Below are 17,502 nucleotides of genomic sequence, written 5' to 3'. Positions count from 1 at the left end.
GCTTACGGAACGGGAAGCGTCCGCGGCCGCCACGCCTCTCGGCGAGCCTCGAACTGCGAGATCGCGTCTTCGTTGCGCAGTGTGAGCCCGATGTCGTCGAGCCCTTCGAGAAGCCGCCACCTAGTGTAATCATCGATCTCGAAAGGGACCTCCAGCGTGCCGATCGACGCGGTGCGCGCTTCGAGGTCGACCGTCATGCTGACGCCCGGGTCCGCCTCGATGGCAGCCCACGCGGCCTCGAGGTCCGCCTCGGAGATCACGCCCGCGACCAGGCCCTGCTTGCCGGCGTTGCCGCGGAAGATGTCGGCGAACCGAGGGCTCAGCACGACCTTGAAGCCGAAGTCCCGCAGCGCCCACACCGCGTGCTCACGGCTGGAGCCGGTGCCGAAGTCGGGGCCGGCCACGAGGATGCTGGCGCCGGCGTACGCCGGCCGGTTGAGCACGAACTCGGGGTCCTGGCGCCAGCTGGCGAACAGGGCGTCCTCGAAGCCGGTCTTGGTGACCCGCTTGAGGTAGACGGCGGGGATGATCTGGTCCGTGTCGACCGCGGAGCGGCGCAGCGGCGCCGCGATCCCGGTGTGCGTCGTGAACTTCTCCATGTCAGGCCTCCGTGCTTTTGGCGCCGGCCGCGACGGGCGCGGGAAGATCGCTCGGGCTCGCGAGGCGCCCCAGGACCGCGGTCGCCGCGGCCACCAGCGGCGAGACGAGGTGCGTCCGCCCGCCCTTGCCCTGGCGGCCCTCGAAGTTGCGGTTGCTCGTGGACGCGCAGCGCTCCCCCGGCGCGAGCTGATCGGGATTCATGCCCAGGCACATCGAGCACCCGGCGAAGCGCCATTCCGCCCCGAAGTCCTCGAAGACCTTGTCGAGTCCTTCGGCCTCCGCCTCCAGGCGGACGCGCGCGGACCCCGGCACCACCATGACGCGGACCCCGTTGGCCTTCTTGCGGCCCTCGATGATCGACGCGAACGCGCGGAGGTCCTCGATGCGGCTGTTCGTGCAGGAGCCCATGAAGACGGCGTCGACCGGCACCTGCTTCAGCGGCGTGCCCGGCGTCAGATCCATGTACTCCAGCGCGCGCTCCGCGGCGGCGCGCTCGTTCGGGTCGGCGAAGTCGTCGGGCGAGGGCACCGCGTCGCTCAGCGACACGCCCTGCCCGGGGTTCGTGCCCCATGTGACGAACGGCTCGAGCTCGTTCGCGTCGAGGAAGACCTCGGCGTCGTAGACGGCGCCCTCATCGCTGGGGAGCGTGCGCCAGTAGGCGACGGCGTCGTCCCAGTCCTCGCCCTTCGGGGCGTGTGCACGGCCCTCCAGGTAGGCGAACGTCGTCTCGTCGGGGGCGACCATGCCGGCCCGCGCACCCGCCTCGATCGACATGTTGCAGATCGTCATGCGGCCTTCCATCGACAGCGACCGGATGGCGCTGCCGCGGAACTCCAGCACGTAGCCCTGCCCGCCGTTGGTGCCGATCTTGGCGATGACGGCGAGGATGATGTCCTTCGCCGTGACGCCGGGCTTCAGCTCGCCCTCGACCGTGATCGCCATCGTCTTGAACGGCTTCAGGGGCAGCGTCTGCGTTGCCAGCACGTGCTCGACCTCGCTCGTGCCGATGCCGAAGGCCATCGCACCGAAGGCGCCGTGCGTGGAGGTGTGCGAGTCGCCGCAGACCACGGTGATGCCCGGCATGGTGAGGCCGAGCTGGGGACCGACGACGTGGACGATGCCCTGCTCCTTGTCGCCCAGCGAGTGCAGGCGCACCCCGAACTCGGCGGCGTTGCGGCGGAGCGTCTCGATCTGGGTGCGGCTGGTCAGGTCGGCGATCGGCTTGTCGATGTCGAGCGTCGGGGTGTTGTGGTCCTCGGTCGCGATCGTGAGGTCGAGCCGGCGCACGGGCCGGCCCTCGGCTCGCAGTCCGTCGAAGGCCTGCGGGCTGGTCACCTCGTGGACGAGGTGCAGGTCGATGTAGATCAGATCCGGTTGACCGTCATCGCCTCGGACGACGACGTGGTCGTCCCAGACCTTCTCGGCCAGCGTGCGAGGACGCTCGGGGATGTCGGCGATACGGGACGCATCGGTCATGCTCATTGCTCTGTCGTTCTCCTCTGGGGACTGTGCCCGCATGGGGTGGGGCCCGCGACGAACTCCGCGACGAGGGAGGCCTGGGAACTAGGACTCGTCGCGGCCGCTAAGGAGAAGGCGAGCGATCCGCACGTGCCCAGGGTACCACCGCCGCGCCGCCGACCCGCTCGGCGGCGTCACGGGAGTCGTCATGGGGCGGGCGGCACGGCGGGGACCGCACCCTCGTGGATCCAGACGTCGACGGCGTCGCCGTGCTTCATGAAGCGCACCACCGTGCCGGTGGGGAAGCGGTCCACCCACTCCTCATTCCACTCCACGGGGACGTCGTAGATCTCGGCGATCGGCTCGGCGGGCGCGGGGGCGCACCCGATCGCGAGCAGCTCGTCGCTGGCGGGCTCGAAGATCAGCAGACAGGTGCTGCCGAACGTGCTCTGCGCCGACCAGACCTCCAGCCCCAGGACCGGCTGGAACGCGCGCAGCGTCGACTTCATGACCAGCTGGCGGCGCGCATAGTCCGCCAGGCGCAGCACCTGTTCGCTCGGTGCGGCATCCGTCCGCTGCAGCGTCGCGTCCGGACGCGGCGCCGTCCACCACATCCAGCCCAGGACCGCGAGGACGGCCGCGAGCGTCATCGCCGCGCCCGCCGCGAGGGCACCGCCGCGGGTCCGGCGCCACCAGGCGCGCGCACCGGGGCCGCGCAGGTCGCCGGATGGCGGGGACGGGGGCTCGGCGCCGCGGGTGAGCGGCTCCGGCTCGTGTCCGGCCGAGGTCGCCGCCGCGTGCAGCTGCTCGAGCTCGGCCAGACGCGCCAGAGCCGCGGGGTCGGAGTCGATGTCGGCGTCGACGCCGTAGGCGCGCGTCCTCAGGGCGGACAGCTCCGCCTCGAGTGCCCCCTCACGGGGGATCCCCCCGCTGCCCATGGACGCAGTATCGCACCGCGTCCACGGGCGGGCAACGGGGTCGGCGGGAGGTCAGCCGTGGTTGTCGCTCGCGCGGGGAGCCGGGGCATCTTCGACCGCACGCCGCCGCTCGCGCGCCGAGGCCACCAGGCTCGCCACGGTCGCGACGGCCATCGACAGCACGATCACGGCCAGCGACATCCAGGTCGAGATCTCGGGAGCCCACTCGATGTGCTCGCCGTTGTTGATGAACGGCAGCTCGTTGACGTGCATGGCGTGGAAGACGAGCTTGAGGCCGATGAAGGCGAGGATGAAGGCGATGCCGTAGTGGAGGTAGCGCAGCCGGTCCAGGAGGTCCCCGAGGAGGAAGTACAGCTGCCGCAGGCCCATGAGGGCGAAGATGTTCGCGGTGAAGACGATGAACGCGCTCTGCGTGATGCCGAAGATCGCCGGGATCGAGTCGATCGCGAACAGCAGGTCGGTCACGCCGATCGCCGCGAAGACGATGATCATCGGCGTCCACATCTTCTTGCCGTCGACGACGGTGCGGATCTTCGCCCCGTCGTAGTGGTCGCTGATGTCGATGGTGCGGCGCAGCATGCGGACGACGAACGCCTCCTGCTTGACCTCGTCGTCGTGGGCGCCGCCGGGGAACGCCTGACGCCAGGCGGTCCAGACGAGGAACGCGCCGAAGATGTAGAACACCCAGCTGAACTGCTCGATGACGGCGGCCCCCACGAGGATGAAGATCCCGCGGAGGACGAGGGCGATGATGATGCCGACCATCAGGACTTCCTGCTGGTAGCGGCGCGGCACCGCGAACTGGCTCATGATGAGCACGAAGACGAAGAGGTTGTCGATCGAGAGGCTGTACTCGGTCAGCCATCCGGCGACGAACTGCCCGGCGTACTCGGGCCCGGCGATGACCCACATGACGCCCGCGAAGAGGAGGGCGAGGGTCACGTAGAAGATCACCCACAGCGTCGACTCCCGGGTCGACGGGATGTGCGGCCGCTTCAGGATGAGCAGGAGGTCCGCCAGGAGGATGAGCGAGAGGATCACGAGGGATCCGATCTCGAACCACAGGGGGAGAACGAGGTCCATTCAGGGCCTTTCCGAACGGGAGGGGAAGAAGACGAGGGGTCGGTCGACGCCGAAAGTCTCTCCCCCGCCGGCCGCCTGGCCCGCGGTGCACACCCGGGGTCGCACTGTCGGGACCCGTGATGACGGATGCGCGATGACGGGATACTCCCTCTCGCTCGCCCAAGGATACAGCCTGACGAGGGGCTCTCCCCCGCGGGCGAGACGATCCGACCGGTGCGGACACTGACACGGTGAGAGACAATGCGGAGGATGGGGATGGAAGGCGAGATTCCGGCCGGCGACGCCGAGCTCGTGGCGCTGGCCGCGGGTGGGAGCGAGCGCGCATTCCGCGCGCTGTACCGCGCCTATGTGCGTCCGGTGTACTGGCTCGCACACGGTCTGGTCGGCAACCCCGCCGATGCCGAGGAGGTCACGCAGGAGACGTTCCTCGTCGCCTGGCGGAAACTGCCGGGCTTCGACCTCGCGGGCGAGTCGCTGCTGCCGTGGCTCGCGACCATCTGCCGATTCCAATCCGCCAACCGCGTCCGACGGCAGCGGCGCGACCGCGAGCACACCGCGGCGCCCGCTGACGAGAGCCTGCCGGCGACGGTGGACGTCGAGCAGCAGGTGATCGACGAGCGGCTCGCCGAGGCGATCCTGAAGGAGGTCGCCGGCCTCGGCGAGCTCGACCGCGCGATCTTCCGGCTCTGCGCCACGGAGGGTTACGCGTATCAGGCTGCCGCCGACGAGCTCGGGGTCGCGCACGGTGTGGTCCGCAATCGTCTCTCCCGCATCCGCACCCGACTGCGGACTGTCGTGAAGGAGAGCACATGAGCACCCAGCACCCGGCCGCCGGCACCCCGGCGCCCCTCCCCGAACTGAGCGACGAGCGCATCGACGAGATCGAGGACGCGCTCTTCTCCGACATCGCCCGCGAGCGATCCCAGCGCTCGGCGCGCGGTCGCCGCCGGAGCCGGCTGTGGGTGGCGGGCGGCGCCGCGGCCGCGGTCATCGTCGTCGCGGCGGTGATCGCGCCGTCGGTGGGTCAGCTCGTGGGCGGAGTCGGCGGCGCCTCGGACCAGTCCGCCGTCGCTCCGCTCGCCCCCGCCGACTCCGACGGCGGCGGCGCGGGATTCGACGACCCCGCGGAGGAGTCGCGCGGGCCGGAAGGGCTCACCACTGCGCCGGGCGCCTCCGACGATGCCTCCGGCGTCGCGCAGTCCGAGCGCGACATCATCACCACGGCGACGGCCACCGTCGAGGTCGACGATGCCGATGCCGCCGCGCGGTCCATCGGCAATTCGGCGGTCGCCCACGGCGGCTACGTCGAGTCGATGAGCGTGGGCCGTGACGGCAGCGTCCAGCCCCTCGAACCCATGGAAGGCGGGGTCGTCTACGACAGCTCGTATCCGTACCCTTATCCGGTGCCGACCGACGGGGCGTGGATCACCGTCCGGGTGCCCGCCGACGAGCTGGCGAGCGTCATCGGCGAGCTGGACGATGTCGGCGAGGTGACCGCGTCGAGCGTCGATCGCCAGGACGTCACGGAGCAGACGGTCGACCTGCAGGCGCGAATCGACGCGGCGCAGGCCTCCGTCGATCGCCTCACCGACCTCATGGCGCAGGCGGAGACGGTCGCCGACCTCCTCACCGCGGAGTCCGCCCTTTCGGAGCGCCAGGCGCAGCTGGAGTCGTACCAGCAGCAGCTCGAGATGCTGGACGACCAGGTCGCCATGTCCACGCTGTCGGTGACGGTGGTGCCCGAGGTCGACATCGTCGCCGCAGACCCCGCCGGCTTCGGCGACGGGCTCGCGGCCGGGTGGAACGGGCTCGTCGCGACGCTGAACGGCATCGTCGTGGCCATCGGGTTCCTGATCCCGTGGCTGGCCGTCGCCGCGTTCGCGGCGCTCCTCGTCTGGGGCATCGTGCACCTGGTCCGCGGCCGGCGGAGGCAGTCGCGCACCGCCGACGGGTCGACCCCGACGCCGGCATCCGCGGCGGAGGCGCACGAGGATCGCCCGCAGTGACACGCCCGCGTCAGCCCGGCTGAGGCGATGATGAGAAGAGCCCCCGGTCCGCATGGACCGGGGGCTCTTCGCCGTGGTGACCCCAGCGGGATTCGAACCCGCGTTACCGCCGTGAGAGGGCGGCGTACTAGGCCGCTATACGATGGGGCCGTACAGCGTGCCGCAGCTGAACTGCGACGGTGTTGCCCGACTGGTGACCCCAGCGGGATTCGAACCCGCGTTACCGCCGTGAGAGGGCGGCGTACTAGGCCGCTATACGATGGGGCCGTTCAGGCAACCGTTCGATTATGCCACGGCGCGCATTCCCTCTCCAAATCGGTGCCGCCGGCGGCCCCGCCCTCGGGTCGCGCTTGCTCCGGTGGGCGGGTGGCGGTTGACTCGACGCATGCGAGTCACCAAGTTCGAGCACGCGACCGTCACCCTCGTGGACGCCGGACGGACGCTCATCATCGACCCCGGATCCTTCACCGCGCCCCTGGGCGAGCTCGAACCCGTCGTGGCGGTCGTCCTCACCCACGAGCACCCCGACCACTGGACGCCGGACCACCTGGACCGGATCCTGGCGACCTCGCCCGGCGTCCCGATCTACGGCCCCGAGGGGGTGGCGAGGGCCGCCGCGGGGTACGACATCACGATCGTGCACCCCGGTGACGTCGTGGAGGCCGACCCGTTCCGCCTCGAGTTCTTCGGCGGCAGGCACGCGGTGATCCACGAGACGATCCCCGTGGTCGACAACGTCGGCGTGCTCGTGAACGACCAGTTCTACTACCCCGGCGACTCCTACGCCGTCCCCGATGGCCGCGACGTGAAGCTTCTCGCCTCCCCCGTGGGCGCGCCGTGGCTCAAGATCGGCGAGGCCATGGACTTCGTGCTCGCGGTGGCCCCGCGGCGGGTGTTCGGCACGCACGACATGACGCTGTCCGTGGCCGGACGCGACATGGGAAGGTCCCGGCTGCGGTGGGCGGCCGAGCAGGGCGGCGGCGAGCTCGTCGTGCTCGACCCCGGTCAGAGCACCGACATCTGACGCTCCCCGGACGCGGACGACGGATGCCGCAGCGGCTTCGACCCGCGGCATCCGTCGTCACGTCTTCCCGGCCTCGGGCCGGAGCGGTTCTCTACTGGGCGTCGAGGTCGGTCTCCAGGAGTGCGACGAGCGCGTCGAGAGCCTCGTCGGCGCCGTCCCCCTCGGCCTTGAGCGTCACGACCGTCCCCTGCGATGCACCCAGGCCCATGAGCGACAGGATGCTGCCCGCGTTCAGGTCGGGGCCGCCGTCGACGGCGATCGTGACGGGGACGGACTGCGCCTGCACCGCCTGCACGAAGAGCTTCGCGGGGCGCGCGTGCAGCCCCGAGCTGCTGGCGATGGTGGCCTGACGTTCTGCCATGGTTCTCTCCTGTCTGCGTCGGACCTCGACCGGCCGACTTTCCGATTCTGTCTGAGGAGGCCTCAGGCCGCCACGGGTACGGCCGTGTCGGGCGCCTCGGCCTCTTCGAGCTCCTTGCGGCCCACCCACCTCTTGAGGGCGACGACGATGAGGGCGGTCACCACGGTTCCGGCGGCGATCGCCACCAGGAAGCCCCAGATGGGATTGATCGCGAACAGCACGAACACGCCGCCGTGCGGGGCGAGCGACTGCACCGCGAACGCCATGCTCAGCGCGCCGGTCACCGCGCCGCCCACCATGGAGGCGGGGATGACGCGCAGCGGATCCGCGGCGGCGAAGGGGATGGCGCCCTCGCTGATGAACGCCGCGCCGAGGAGCCACGCCGCCTTGCCGTTCTCCCGCTCGACGGGCGGGAACAGGTTGCGTGCGAGGACGGTCGAGGCGAGCGCCATCGCGAGCGGCGGCACCATCCCCGCGGCCATCACGGCGGCCATGATGTAGTACGGCGTCGGGTTCTCGGGCGACCCGGCGGCGAGCCCCGCCACAGCGAAGGCGTACGCGACCTTGTTGATCGGACCGCCGAGGTCGAAGCACATCATGAGTCCGAGGATGACGCCCACGACCACGATGCCCGCCGTGCCGGCGAGATCGGTCAGCCAGACGTTCAGCCACTCCATCAGCGTCGCGATGGGGCGTCCCAGGAACAGGATCATCAGCCCGGATGCCACGATCGAGGCGAGGAGCGGGATGATGACGACCGGCATGAGCCCGCGGAGCCAGCGGGGCACGCGCCACGATCCGATCCACCATGCCGTGACTCCGGCGAGCAGTCCGCCCACGATGCCGCCGATGAAGCCGGCGTTCATGAGCACGGCGACCGCGCCGGCGACGAAGCCGGGCGCGATGCCCGGGCGGTCGGCGATCGCGAAGGCGATGTAGCCCGCGAGCGCCGACACGAGGAAGCCCATCGAGGTGCTTCCGATCATGAAGAACACCGAGCCGAGGTACTGGCCGAGCGGTCCGTAGTTCGAGGTGATCTCCTCGGTCGGCAGATCCCACAGCGAGTTCTGCACGATGACGTTCGCGGCGTTGTCGGTGACGTTGTAGCCGCCCAGGAGGAAGCCCAGCGCGATGAGCAGGCCGCCGCCGGCGACGAAGGGGATCATGTAGCTGACGCCGGTGAGGAGGATGCGCTGGATGCGGGCGCCCCACGACATCGTCTCGGCAGGAGCGGCCGTCGCCGCGGCCGCCTCGCCGCCCACGCGCGTCGCCGTGGGGTCCTTGGCCGCGGCCACCGCCTCGGCGATGAGCCGGCCGGGCTGCTCGATGCCCCGCTTGACGCCCGCGCGGACGACGGGCTTGCCCGCGAAGCGCTGCGGCTCGCGCACGTCCACGTCCGTGGCGAAGATCACCGCGTCGGCGTCGCGGATGACATCGCCGGGCAGCGCCTGGTAGCCGCTGGAGCCCTGCGGCTCGACGACGAGATCGACGCCCGCCTTCTTGCCCGCCGCGGTCAGCGCGTCGGCGGCCATGAAGGTGTGCGCGATGCCGGTGGCGCACGCCGTCACGGCGACGATCCGTGCGGGACGGCCGTCGATGTCGGACCCCGCGGCGGGCGCCGGGGCCGGGGCGGCTGCCGCCGGGGCGGTCGCCGCGACGGGCGCGGCCGCCGGTGCGGCGCCGCCCTCGCCGATCGCCGCCTGCACGATCGCGACGACCTCCTCGTCGGTCTTCGCGGCCCGCAGACCCGAGGTGAAGTCCTCCTGCATGAGGCTGCGCGCGAGCTTGGAGAGCACCGCGAGGTGCGCCTCCGCGGCGTCCGCGGGCGCGGCGATCAGGAAGACGAGGTCTGCGGCGCCGTCCGGGGCGCCGAAGTCCACGCCCGGCTTCAGCCGCGCGAAGGCGAGCGACGGCGTCGTGACGGCGGCGCTCTTCGCGTGCGGGATGGCGATGCCGCCCGGAAGGCCGGTCTCGTCCTTCTGCTCGCGCGCCCAGGCGTCGTCGAACAGCGCCTCGGCGTCGGTCGCGCGACCCTGCGCGACCACGCGCGCGGCGAGCGAGCGGATGACGGCGGACTTGTCGGCCCCCAGAGGGGCGTCCAGGCTCACCAGGCCTGTCGTGATGGTGTCGGACACGGTGACCTCCTGCGGTCGGGTGTGGTGGTGGTTCAGGTGAGGCGGGTGACGGGCACGTCGCCGGGGGGAAGGTCTGCGGGGCTGGGCGCCTGGGTGCCGGGGAGGGATGCCGCGGCGGCGCCGTAGCGGACAGCCAGGCGCAGGCACTCGTCGGGATGGGCGCCGCGGCTGTGGGCGAGGACGAAGCCTGCCAGCGAGCTGTCGCCGGCGCCGACCGTGCTCACCACCCGGATGGGCGGCGGGGTCGCCGCCCACGCGCCGTCGGAGCGGACGAGTACGGCGCCGCGCGAGCCGAGCGTGACCAGTGCGGCTCCGACACGGGACGGGACGAGCGATCGTGCGACCTCGACGACGGCACGGACGTCGGCGGCTGCCGGCGCGATGCCCGCGAGCTCGGCCAGTTCGTCGTCGTTGGGCTTGATGAGGTCGGGCGCTCCGGCGGCGACCACGGCGGCGAGGGCCGCGCCGGAGGTGTCGACCGCGATGAGCGGCGCTGCGTCGCCGTGCGCATTGCGGACGGCGCGGATCAGCCGGACGTAGAAGTCGTCCGGCGCCCCCGGCGGGAGCGAGCCCGCCAGGACCAGCCAGCGCGCGCCGGCGGACACGGCGACGACCTCGTCCACGACGGCGGCCGCATCGGCGGCCGACAGCTCGGCGCCGGGCAGGTTGAGCTTGGTGGTGACCCCGGCCGGGTCGGTGATGGCGATGTTGGCCCGCACGCGTCCGGTGATCGGCACCCGGCGCGCGTCCACGCCCGCTCCGGCCAGCGCGGCCTCGAACGGGTCGCCGGGCGCCAGCGGCAGCACAGCGCGGCATTCCTCCCCCGCAGCGGTGACGACGCGGGCCACGTTGATCCCCTTGCCGCCGGCGTCCTCCCGCGCCGAGAGGGCGCTCTGCACGTCGCCGATCTGCAGGGGCGCCGGGAGGGTGACCGTGCGATCGAGCGAAGGGTTGGCGGTGAGCGTGACGATCATGTGAGCCAGACCTCCACTTCGGCCTCCGCGAGCGCGGCGGCGAGTTCGGCGTCGGGTGCGGCATCCGTCACCAGCACGTCGACGTCCGACAGCGGCGCGAATCCGACGAGGAGCTCCGCGCCCAGCTTGTCGGCGTCGGCGACGACCACGACGCGCTGCGCCGCCCGCACGATCGCCCGCTTCACGGCGGCCTCGTCCGGGTCCGGCGTGCTCAGGCCGAAGCCGGCGGACACGCCGTTGGTGCCGATGAAGGCGACGTCCGGGCGGAGGAACCCGATCGCACCCACCGTGTCGGCGCCGACGGCGGCGGCGGTGAGCCCGCGGACGCGACCGCCGATGAGCGACAGCGATGACCCCGGAACAGCCGCGAGGGCGTGCCCGAGGGCGAGGGAGTGCGTGACCACCTCGATGCGGGCGCCGGACAGGCGCGGTGCCAGCGCCGCCGCGACGGCGCCCGTCGTCGTGCCGGCGTCGAGGAAGACCGAGCCGCTGAAGTCGGGGCCGAGGGCGTCCAGTGCGCGACGGGCGATGGCGGCCTTGGCGCTGCCATGGCGCTGCTCGCGCTCGGCGAGGGAGGGCTCACGGGTGCTGGCGCGCTCGCGACCGACTGCTCCCCCGTGCACGCGGCGGAGGGCCCCCGTGGACTCGAGGTGATCGAGGTCGCGGCGGATCGTCTCGGTCGTGACGTCGAAGCGCTCGGCGAGGTCGACGACACTGACACGCCCCTGCGCGGCCAGCAGCAGTTCGATCTGCTCGTGGCGCTCCGTCGCGTACATGTCGTGCAACCCTCCAGTGGGAATTCCCACACGATACAACACATTCCCACATGAACACAACCGGATATTCTCGACGGGTGCCCGACAAGCCCGCCGCAGAGGTCCGCATCGATGAGCACCTGATCCGGCAGCTGCTGGCCGCCCAGGCCACCGGCGCCGTCCCCGATGCCCCTGACCTGCCGCTGGTCAAGGTCGCCGAGGGCTGGGACAGCGAGGTCTGGCGCCTGGGCGAGCGCTACGCGGTGCGGCTCCCCCGGCGGGCGCTCGCCGCCCCGCTCGTGCTCCACGAGCAGCTCGTGCTGCCGGACATGGCGGAGCGCCTCACCCTCGTCGGGGTGCGCGTGCCCGCGCCGGTCGTCGCCGGCACCCCGGCGGCGGGGTTCCCGTGGGCGTGGTCGGTCGTGCCGTGGATCGACGGCGATCGCGGCATCGACGTGCCCCGCCGTGCCCGTCACGGCTGGGCGGAGCCGCTCGCGGCGGCGCTCCGCGCGCTCCACATCGAGGCTCCCGAGGGTCACCCAGTGAACCCCGTCCGCGGTCAGGCGCTCGCGACCCGGGCCCCGGCGTTCCGCGATCGGCTCGGGGCACTGCGCGACGCCGAGGCGATCGATCCCGCCACCGCGGAGCTGCTGGAGGACGCGTGGCACGCGGGGCTCTCGGCGGCCGCGTGGAGCCGTGCACCGGTGTGGATCCACGGCGACCTGCACCCGGGCAACCTCGTGTCGCACGACGGCGGACTGGCGGGGATCATCGACTTCGGCGATGTGACGGCGGGCGATCCGGCCTACGACCTCGCCGTGGCGTGGCTCGCCTTCGACGCCGGCGGTCGCGCACGCTTCCGCGCGGCCACCGGCGGCCGCTACGACGCCGCCACCTGGCGCCGCGCGAGGGCGTGGGCCGCCGCGGTCGTGCTCATGCTCCTGCTGCACAGCGACGACGATCCCGACTACCGCGCACTGGGGACGGATGCCGCGGCCGAGGTCATCGCCGACGACGGCGCCTGATCAGCCGGCGGGAGTGCTGCCGCGGGCGAGCCGCTTCAGAGGTCCCGGCTGCTGATCACGTCGCTGGCCGCGATCTTGAGGACACCTCCCTCGTCCTGGAAGCGGTAGGCGGTCACCTCCTCCACGACCCGGCCGTCGCGGAAGGTGTAGGTGAGGGTCGCCTGTCCGCTGTCGGGCCCCGAGGCGCTGACATCCGTGACCGTGAGATCGGCGACCTGGGACCAGAAGGCCTCGTATCCGTCGCGTCCGCCTGCGTGGTTCTCCTGATAGTCGGCGGTCATCAGCGGCCAGGCGCTCTCGCGGTCCTCCGGCATCAGGGCGTAGTACCCCGCGATGGTGTCGACGACCCGCTGCTCGGGGGTCACCGGGGCCGGCGTGGGCTCGGGCTGTTCCTCCGGCGGCGGCGCGGTCGACTGCGGCGTCGATGCCGCGGGCGACTCGGTCTCCGGCTCGGAGGTCGGAGCAGGATCGGCGTCGGCCGTCTCCGACGTGGCCGGATCCGCGACGCCCGGGTCGCCCTGCACCGACGCGAAGAGGAAAGCGGCGCCGAGGCCCACGGCGACCAGCAGCGCCAGGACGCCTGCGATGACACCCGCGCGGCGCCGGGTGGTCCCAGGTGCCGTCGCCCGGTCGCCCTCCGCGGGCACCGTCGGATGCTCGGAGACCGCGGCGGATGCGCCGGCGGCCGCGGGTGCGAGACGCTCCGTCTCGGCGGCGTGCACGTCGCGCGCAGTGGCCTCATCGATGGGAACGGTCGCGCCTGTGGGCAGTCGCTCCGTCGGCGGCGTGGCCGGGCCCGGATCCGCCGGCGCCACGGTCTCCGCCTCCGGCGCCACGGTCTCCACCACCGGCAGCTCGGTCTCCGCCTCCGGCACGGGCTGGCCGACGGTGGGGGCGTCGAAGCCCAGGGCGACGAGTCCTGCCGCGGCACCGCGCTCGCCGGCGCCCTCCTCGCCCCCGATGTCAGCGAGCGCGTCGGCGACGGACTCCATCGACGGCCGGCGCTTGGGCTGCGCCGCGAGCATCTTGCGCAACAGCGGCGCCAACGGCCCCGCGCGCCGCGGCGCCGGATAGCCGCCGCGGGCGACCCGGTGCAGGAGCGCGATGGAGTTCCGGTCGGTGCCGAAGGGCGGCTCACCCTCTACGACGGCGTAGAGCGTCGACCCGAGCGAGAACACATCGGAGGCGAAATTGGTGGGCAGCCCGCGCGCGACCTCCGGCGCGAGGTAGGCGGGGGTGCCGTGGATCATGCCCGTCGCGGTGATGGTCGCATCGCCCAGGGCATGCGAGATCCCGAAATCGCTGATCATCGCGGACCCGTCCGCCGTGATGAGGATGTTGCCGGGCTTCACATCACGGTGGACGATCTTGAGCCGGTGGGCTGCCGCCAGTGCAGACGCGACCTGCGCGCCGATCCGTGCCGTCTCATCGGGCGGGAACGCGCCCCGTTCACGAAGCAGCTCGGAGAGCGGAGTCGATTCGAGGAGCTGCATGACGATGCAGGGCTGGTCGTCGTGCTCCACGACGTCGTACACCGTCACGGCGTGCGGGTGGTGCAGCCCGGCCGTGATCTGCGCCTCGCGCATGGCGCGGTCGGTGGCGATCTGACGCTCCTCATCGGTCAGCTCGGGCTGCGTGCGCAGCATCTTCAGCGCGACCGGCCGCCGCAGGCGGGTGTCCCAGGCCTGCCACACGATGCCCATGCCGCCCGCGCCCAGCATCTTGACCAGCCGGTAGCGCTCGGCGACGAGGGCGGAAGGTGTGCTCATGCGTCTGCCGTCCGTCGAACCACGTCAGAAGGCTACGCGCGCTCCCGCCGTGCCCGAGGGGGTTGCGCCGGCCCCCGCGGTGTGGAAGCGGCCCCCCCTCAGCGCCCCGCTGCGGTGAACAGCTCGCCTCCGGTCTGGTCGAGCAGCGCGCGCGCTGCGGCGCGCCCGGACTCGACCAGCCGATCGAACTGGTGGAACTCCAGGAAGCCGACTCCCATGGAGTGGGGTGTGATGACCCACGCGCCCTGGCGCTGGGCCTGTGCCGCGTCTCCCCCGCTGATCATGAAGGTGCGCATCATCGTCTCGCCCAGGGGCGGGATGCGCACCGGCCGGGGCGGCTCTCCCGGCTCCGACGGCGGCCTGCGACTGCTCGCCGAGATGTTGACCGCGACGACGGGCCCCTCGGCCCGCTCGACCATGGTGTCCACGGGCAGGTTGTCCAGCACGCTGCCGTCCACCAGGAGCCGGCCGTCACTGACGATCGGCGTGAACACGACCGGCAGTCGCGACGTCGCCCTGACCGCTTCGACGAGGGGACCGCTGCGGTGCACCACGGCGGTGCGGGCGAGGAGGTCCGTGCTGACGCAGCGGAATCCGCGCGGGAGCTCCTCGATCCGCCAGTCGCCGTACGATCGCACGAGCGATCGCTGCACGCGCCCGCCTCGTACCAGTGAGGTCCGTGGCAAACCGTAGTCGCTGAACAGGTCGTTGCGGACCAGTTCCCGGTACGCCACGTCGGCGACCTCGCCGGCGTCGACGCCGGTCGCGTACGACGCCGCGATCACCGCTCCCATGCTGGTGCCGGCGATGCGGTCGATCCGGATGCCCGCCGCCTCGAGCTCGAGCAGGACGCCGATGTGGCTGAGCGCCCGCGCTCCCCCGCCGCCGCACACGATCGCCAGCGACCTGCCCGCGAGGCGGTCGACGAGCCCGCGGAGCCCGGTGGGCAGGCCGGTCGCGGTGAGGTCGTCGCGCGTCAGCTCGCTGAATCGCCACGGGTCAACGGCATCGAGCCACGCACGCCGGGCGTCCCGCGCGAGCCCTGAGCGCGACGCAGCGACCAGCACGAGCTCCGGCCGGTTCGCCGCGCTGCGCGGCACGTCCTCCGGCGCGTCCTCCGCCACCGCCACCAGCACGGCCGCGTCCGCCTCGCGCAGACACCTGTCGACCCATTCACCGTCCGCGGCCGCCGCGACGAGGAGCACCAGCTCGTTGGTCCGCTCCGCGCGGTCGATCTCCTCCGGCACGTGCGGGCCGCGCAGCGTCTCGACGCGCAGGTGGGCGGACAGGCCGTGGCGGAGGAGCTCGGCGATGTCTTCCACCGGGGCACCTCGGCCTGCGCCGACCACGGCGACGAGACCGGGGCGGGAGGCGCGGCGACCGGTGGGCGGGCTGGCGTCCGTCAGCTGCCGGGCGAGCGCCGCGACGAGGGCCGACAGCGCGGCCGGATCGTTGCCGATCGCCTCGTCGAGCACCGCACGCGGCACCTCCAGCACGCGGCACTCGCGCCGGGCCCGGATCGACGCGGAGCGGACGCCTCCCGTCAGCAGCGCCAGCTCCCCGACGACGGCGCCCGGTCCCAGCTCGCGGACCACCTGGTCGCCGATGACGACCTCGGCGCGGCCGGCGAGCAGGACGAACATCGACGATGCCGGGTCGCCCTGCTGAAGCATCCATTCGCCCGCCGGAATCGTTCGCTGCGGAGCGGTCCGCTCGATCCGGTCGCGCACCGCGGCCGGCAGCCGCGCGAAGAGGGATTCCTCGACCGGCGGCACTGCGCGCCGCATGAGCACTCCGGTGTCGGCGGCCGGCTCATGAAGCCGTGAGCCCTCGATCGCCTCGGTCGAGGGGTCCTCCGCCGCGGCGCGCACGCGCCCCAGGAACAGGGTGATCACCGCGCCGAGCGCGAACGAGGCGATGCACAGCCGCCATCCGTCTCGCAGGTCGTCCACGATGGTCAGCGCGGTGGGCGCGCCGATGATCACGACGAGGAGGGCGACGCCGATCGTGCCGCCGATCTGGCGCGCGCTGGAGATGACCGCGGACGCCGTCGCATAGCGCCCGCCGGGCTGCGTCACCAGGGTGGCCGCCGCGAGCAGCGGCAGCGTAGCGCCGACGCCGATCCCGCTGATGACCTGACCGGGCAGCCACTGCGCCCAGAAATCCGGTGTGACGTCGACGACGGTGAGATACCAGACGTACCCGAGGGCCCAGACGACGAACCCCGCGGCGATGACCCACCGATAGCCGAGCCGCGCGGCCACCGGCTCGAGGGCCGCGGCGGTGACCGCGGCGACGACGGCGCCGGGCACGAGCGCGAGGCCTGCTTCCAGGATCGAGTACTGCCACACGTACTGCAGCCAGAGCACGTTGTTGAGCAGATACGCGAAGAAGCCCACACCGGCGACGAGCGTGACGATGTTCGCCACGAGGAACGGCCGGTTGCGCATCATCGCGAGATCCAGCACGGGCACCGGATGCCTCATCGAACTGAGCACGAACGCGCCGAGCAGCACGACCGCGCCGACGACGGTCGCCCACAGCGCGATGCTGGACGCGCCCCACTCCGATCCCTTGATGATCGCGAGGGTGATGAGCCCCAGAGAACCCGCCAGAAGCACGGCGCCGAGCAGATCGGGCGTGCGCCGGCGGCCCGGTGCCCGGCTGTTGACGAGGAGGCCCCGCCCGAGCCACCACGCCAGCACGCCGAGCGGCAGGTTGATCCAGAACGCCCAGCGCCAGCCGCCGGCTTCGACGAGGATGCCGCCGATGGGAGGGCCGAGACCCGCGGCGACGGCGGCGGCGGCCGCCCACAGCCCCACCGCCCGCGCGCGCCTCCCCGCCGGCGCGCCCTCGATCACCACGGCCAGCGACGCGGGCACGAGCATCGCGGCGCCGAGCGCCTGCAGCACGCGCGCGGCGACCAGCAGGCCTACGTTCGGCGCGACGGCGCACACCAGCGACGCCAGCGTGAAGAGACCGACCCCCACGAGGTACAGGCGCCGGCGGCCGACCACATCGCTGAGGCGGCCGAAGACGATCATGAAGGAGGCGAAGACGATGTTGTACGCGTTGAGCACCCACGAGATCGTGCCGATCGATGCGTCGGGGAAGTCCTCGCGCATGCTCGGGAATGCGATGTTCACGATCGTCGCATCGAGGAACGCCAGGAGCGCCCCGAAGGATGCCACGAGCAGCACCGTGCGACCCGGGATACGGCTCGGTCGCGTCGCCGCGCGCGGCGTCGCGCGCGGCAGATCGGGGCCGGTCCCCACGCGAGACTCGGTCGCCATGCCGCAAGGATGCGGGAGCTGCCGTGACGAAACCTCAGTGATCTCACGGATCTTTTCCGCCGCGGCGCAGGCGAGGCTGAG

Annotated in this window: 14 protein-coding genes and 2 tRNA genes; 4 read left to right on the top strand and 12 right to left on the bottom strand. The window is 72.3% G+C overall.

Features of this window, described 5'->3' with window-relative positions; all coding sequences use genetic code 11:
• Positions 1–2: 2 nt before the first annotated feature.
• From leuD to ACZBH1_RS14435, 4 genes are all read right to left on the bottom strand, one after another.
• Positions 3–599: a 3-isopropylmalate dehydratase small subunit gene (gene leuD, locus ACZBH1_RS14450; protein WP_336396906.1), complete on the bottom strand. Its 597-nt coding sequence runs from the start codon at positions 597–599 to the stop codon at positions 3–5.
• A 1-nt stretch (position 600) separates the two neighbouring features.
• Positions 601–2,082, bottom strand: a complete 1,482-nt coding sequence (gene leuC, locus ACZBH1_RS14445) for a 3-isopropylmalate dehydratase large subunit (RefSeq protein WP_463646788.1) — start codon at positions 2,080–2,082, stop codon at positions 601–603.
• A 182-nt stretch (positions 2,083–2,264) separates the two neighbouring features.
• The gene (locus ACZBH1_RS14440; protein ID WP_463646787.1) at positions 2,265–2,996 is read right to left on the bottom strand and encodes a hypothetical protein; all 732 of its coding nucleotides are present in this window, start codon (positions 2,994–2,996) and stop codon (positions 2,265–2,267) included.
• 51 nt (positions 2,997–3,047) lie between these two features.
• A complete protein-coding gene (locus ACZBH1_RS14435) occupies positions 3,048–4,079 on the bottom strand; it encodes a TerC family protein (RefSeq protein ID WP_336396904.1) in 1,032 nt (343 codons plus the stop codon).
• 255 nt (positions 4,080–4,334) lie between these two features.
• On the opposite strand from ACZBH1_RS14435, the gene ACZBH1_RS14430 reads away from it, so the two are divergent.
• Positions 4,335–4,892: an RNA polymerase sigma factor gene (locus ACZBH1_RS14430; protein WP_442928161.1), complete on the top strand. Its 558-nt coding sequence runs from the start codon at positions 4,335–4,337 to the stop codon at positions 4,890–4,892.
• Positions 4,889–6,085 carry a DUF4349 domain-containing protein gene (locus ACZBH1_RS14425; RefSeq protein WP_463646786.1) on the top strand — a complete coding sequence of 399 codons (1,197 nt, stop codon included), beginning with the start codon at positions 4,889–4,891 and terminating at the stop codon, positions 6,083–6,085. The genes ACZBH1_RS14430 and ACZBH1_RS14425 overlap by 4 nt, the downstream gene beginning before the upstream one ends.
• A gap of 74 nt (positions 6,086–6,159) precedes the next feature.
• On the opposite strand, the gene ACZBH1_RS14420 is transcribed toward ACZBH1_RS14425, so the two are convergent.
• Both ACZBH1_RS14420 and ACZBH1_RS14415 read right to left on the bottom strand, forming a co-directional pair.
• A tRNA-Glu gene (locus tag ACZBH1_RS14420) sits at positions 6,160–6,235 on the bottom strand.
• A gap of 41 nt (positions 6,236–6,276) precedes the next feature.
• Positions 6,277–6,352 (bottom strand) — tRNA-Glu (locus tag ACZBH1_RS14415).
• Positions 6,353–6,470: 118 nt separating this feature from the next.
• Between ACZBH1_RS14415 and ACZBH1_RS14410 the strand changes: the two genes are divergently transcribed.
• Complete coding sequence (locus ACZBH1_RS14410; RefSeq protein WP_378883015.1) at positions 6,471–7,109, top strand: MBL fold metallo-hydrolase; 639 nt, start codon at positions 6,471–6,473, stop codon at positions 7,107–7,109.
• Positions 7,110–7,200: 91 nt separating this feature from the next.
• On the opposite strand, the gene ACZBH1_RS14405 is transcribed toward ACZBH1_RS14410, so the two are convergent.
• From ACZBH1_RS14405 to ACZBH1_RS14390, 4 genes are all read right to left on the bottom strand, one after another.
• A complete protein-coding gene (locus tag ACZBH1_RS14405; RefSeq protein ID WP_336396900.1) occupies positions 7,201–7,470 on the bottom strand; it encodes an HPr family phosphocarrier protein in 270 nt (89 codons plus the stop codon).
• 62 nt (positions 7,471–7,532) lie between these two features.
• Complete coding sequence (locus ACZBH1_RS14400) at positions 7,533–9,605, bottom strand: PTS fructose transporter subunit IIABC (RefSeq protein WP_452324499.1); 2,073 nt, start codon at positions 9,603–9,605, stop codon at positions 7,533–7,535.
• Between the two features lie 32 nt (positions 9,606–9,637).
• Entirely contained in the window at positions 9,638–10,579 is a 942-nt protein-coding gene (gene pfkB / locus ACZBH1_RS14395; protein ID WP_463646785.1) for a 1-phosphofructokinase, read from the bottom strand.
• Positions 10,576–11,355 carry a DeoR/GlpR family DNA-binding transcription regulator gene (locus ACZBH1_RS14390; RefSeq protein WP_336396897.1) on the bottom strand — a complete coding sequence of 260 codons (780 nt, stop codon included), beginning with the start codon at positions 11,353–11,355 and terminating at the stop codon, positions 10,576–10,578. Before ACZBH1_RS14390 ends, pfkB begins: the two co-directional genes overlap by 4 nt.
• Positions 11,356–11,432: 77 nt before the next feature.
• Here ACZBH1_RS14390 and ACZBH1_RS14385 point away from each other — a divergent pair, with 77 nt between their 5' ends.
• A complete protein-coding gene (locus ACZBH1_RS14385; RefSeq protein ID WP_463646783.1) occupies positions 11,433–12,359 on the top strand; it encodes a phosphotransferase in 927 nt (308 codons plus the stop codon).
• A gap of 35 nt (positions 12,360–12,394) precedes the next feature.
• Here ACZBH1_RS14385 and ACZBH1_RS14380 read toward each other — a convergent pair whose 3' ends face one another.
• Together ACZBH1_RS14380 and ACZBH1_RS14375 are read right to left on the bottom strand one after the other, a co-directional pair.
• The gene (locus tag ACZBH1_RS14380; RefSeq protein ID WP_463646782.1) at positions 12,395–14,128 is read right to left on the bottom strand and encodes a serine/threonine-protein kinase; all 1,734 of its coding nucleotides are present in this window, start codon (positions 14,126–14,128) and stop codon (positions 12,395–12,397) included.
• A 98-nt stretch (positions 14,129–14,226) separates the two neighbouring features.
• Positions 14,227–17,421 (bottom strand): MFS transporter, encoded by a 3,195-nt coding sequence (locus ACZBH1_RS14375; protein WP_463646781.1) that lies wholly within the window; start codon positions 17,419–17,421, stop codon positions 14,227–14,229.
• Positions 17,422–17,502: the final 81 nt, after the last annotated feature.

It is taken from the genome of Microbacterium sp. ZXT2-5, assembly GCF_055329545.1.
The sequence above is the reverse complement of the archived record's forward strand: the minus strand, read 5'-3'. Positions and strand labels throughout refer to the sequence as shown.

Bases quoted from the DNA above. Each gene is read 5' to 3' on its own strand.
- leuD (WP_336396906.1), bottom strand. From the start codon at position 599: ATGGAGAAGTTCACGACGCACACCGGGATCGCGGCGCCGCTGCGCCGC.
- leuC (WP_463646788.1), bottom strand. From the start codon at position 2,082: ATGAGCATGACCGATGCGTCCCGTATCGCCGACATCCCCGAGCGTCCT.
- ACZBH1_RS14440 (WP_463646787.1), bottom strand. From the start codon at position 2,996: ATGGGCAGCGGGGGGATCCCCCGTGAGGGGGCACTCGAGGCGGAGCTG.
- ACZBH1_RS14435 (WP_336396904.1), bottom strand. From the start codon at position 4,079: ATGGACCTCGTTCTCCCCCTGTGGTTCGAGATCGGATCCCTCGTGATC.
- ACZBH1_RS14430 (WP_442928161.1), top strand. From the start codon at position 4,335: ATGGAAGGCGAGATTCCGGCCGGCGACGCCGAGCTCGTGGCGCTGGCC.
- ACZBH1_RS14425 (WP_463646786.1), top strand. From the start codon at position 4,889: ATGAGCACCCAGCACCCGGCCGCCGGCACCCCGGCGCCCCTCCCCGAA.
- ACZBH1_RS14410 (WP_378883015.1), top strand. From the start codon at position 6,471: ATGCGAGTCACCAAGTTCGAGCACGCGACCGTCACCCTCGTGGACGCC.
- ACZBH1_RS14405 (WP_336396900.1), bottom strand. From the start codon at position 7,470: ATGGCAGAACGTCAGGCCACCATCGCCAGCAGCTCGGGGCTGCACGCG.
- pfkB (WP_463646785.1), bottom strand. From the start codon at position 10,579: ATGATCGTCACGCTCACCGCCAACCCTTCGCTCGATCGCACGGTCACC.
- ACZBH1_RS14390 (WP_336396897.1), bottom strand. From the start codon at position 11,355: ATGTACGCGACGGAGCGCCACGAGCAGATCGAACTGCTGCTGGCCGCG.
- ACZBH1_RS14380 (WP_463646782.1), bottom strand. From the start codon at position 14,128: ATGAGCACACCTTCCGCCCTCGTCGCCGAGCGCTACCGGCTGGTCAAG.
- ACZBH1_RS14375 (WP_463646781.1), bottom strand. From the start codon at position 17,421: ATGGCGACCGAGTCTCGCGTGGGGACCGGCCCCGATCTGCCGCGCGCG.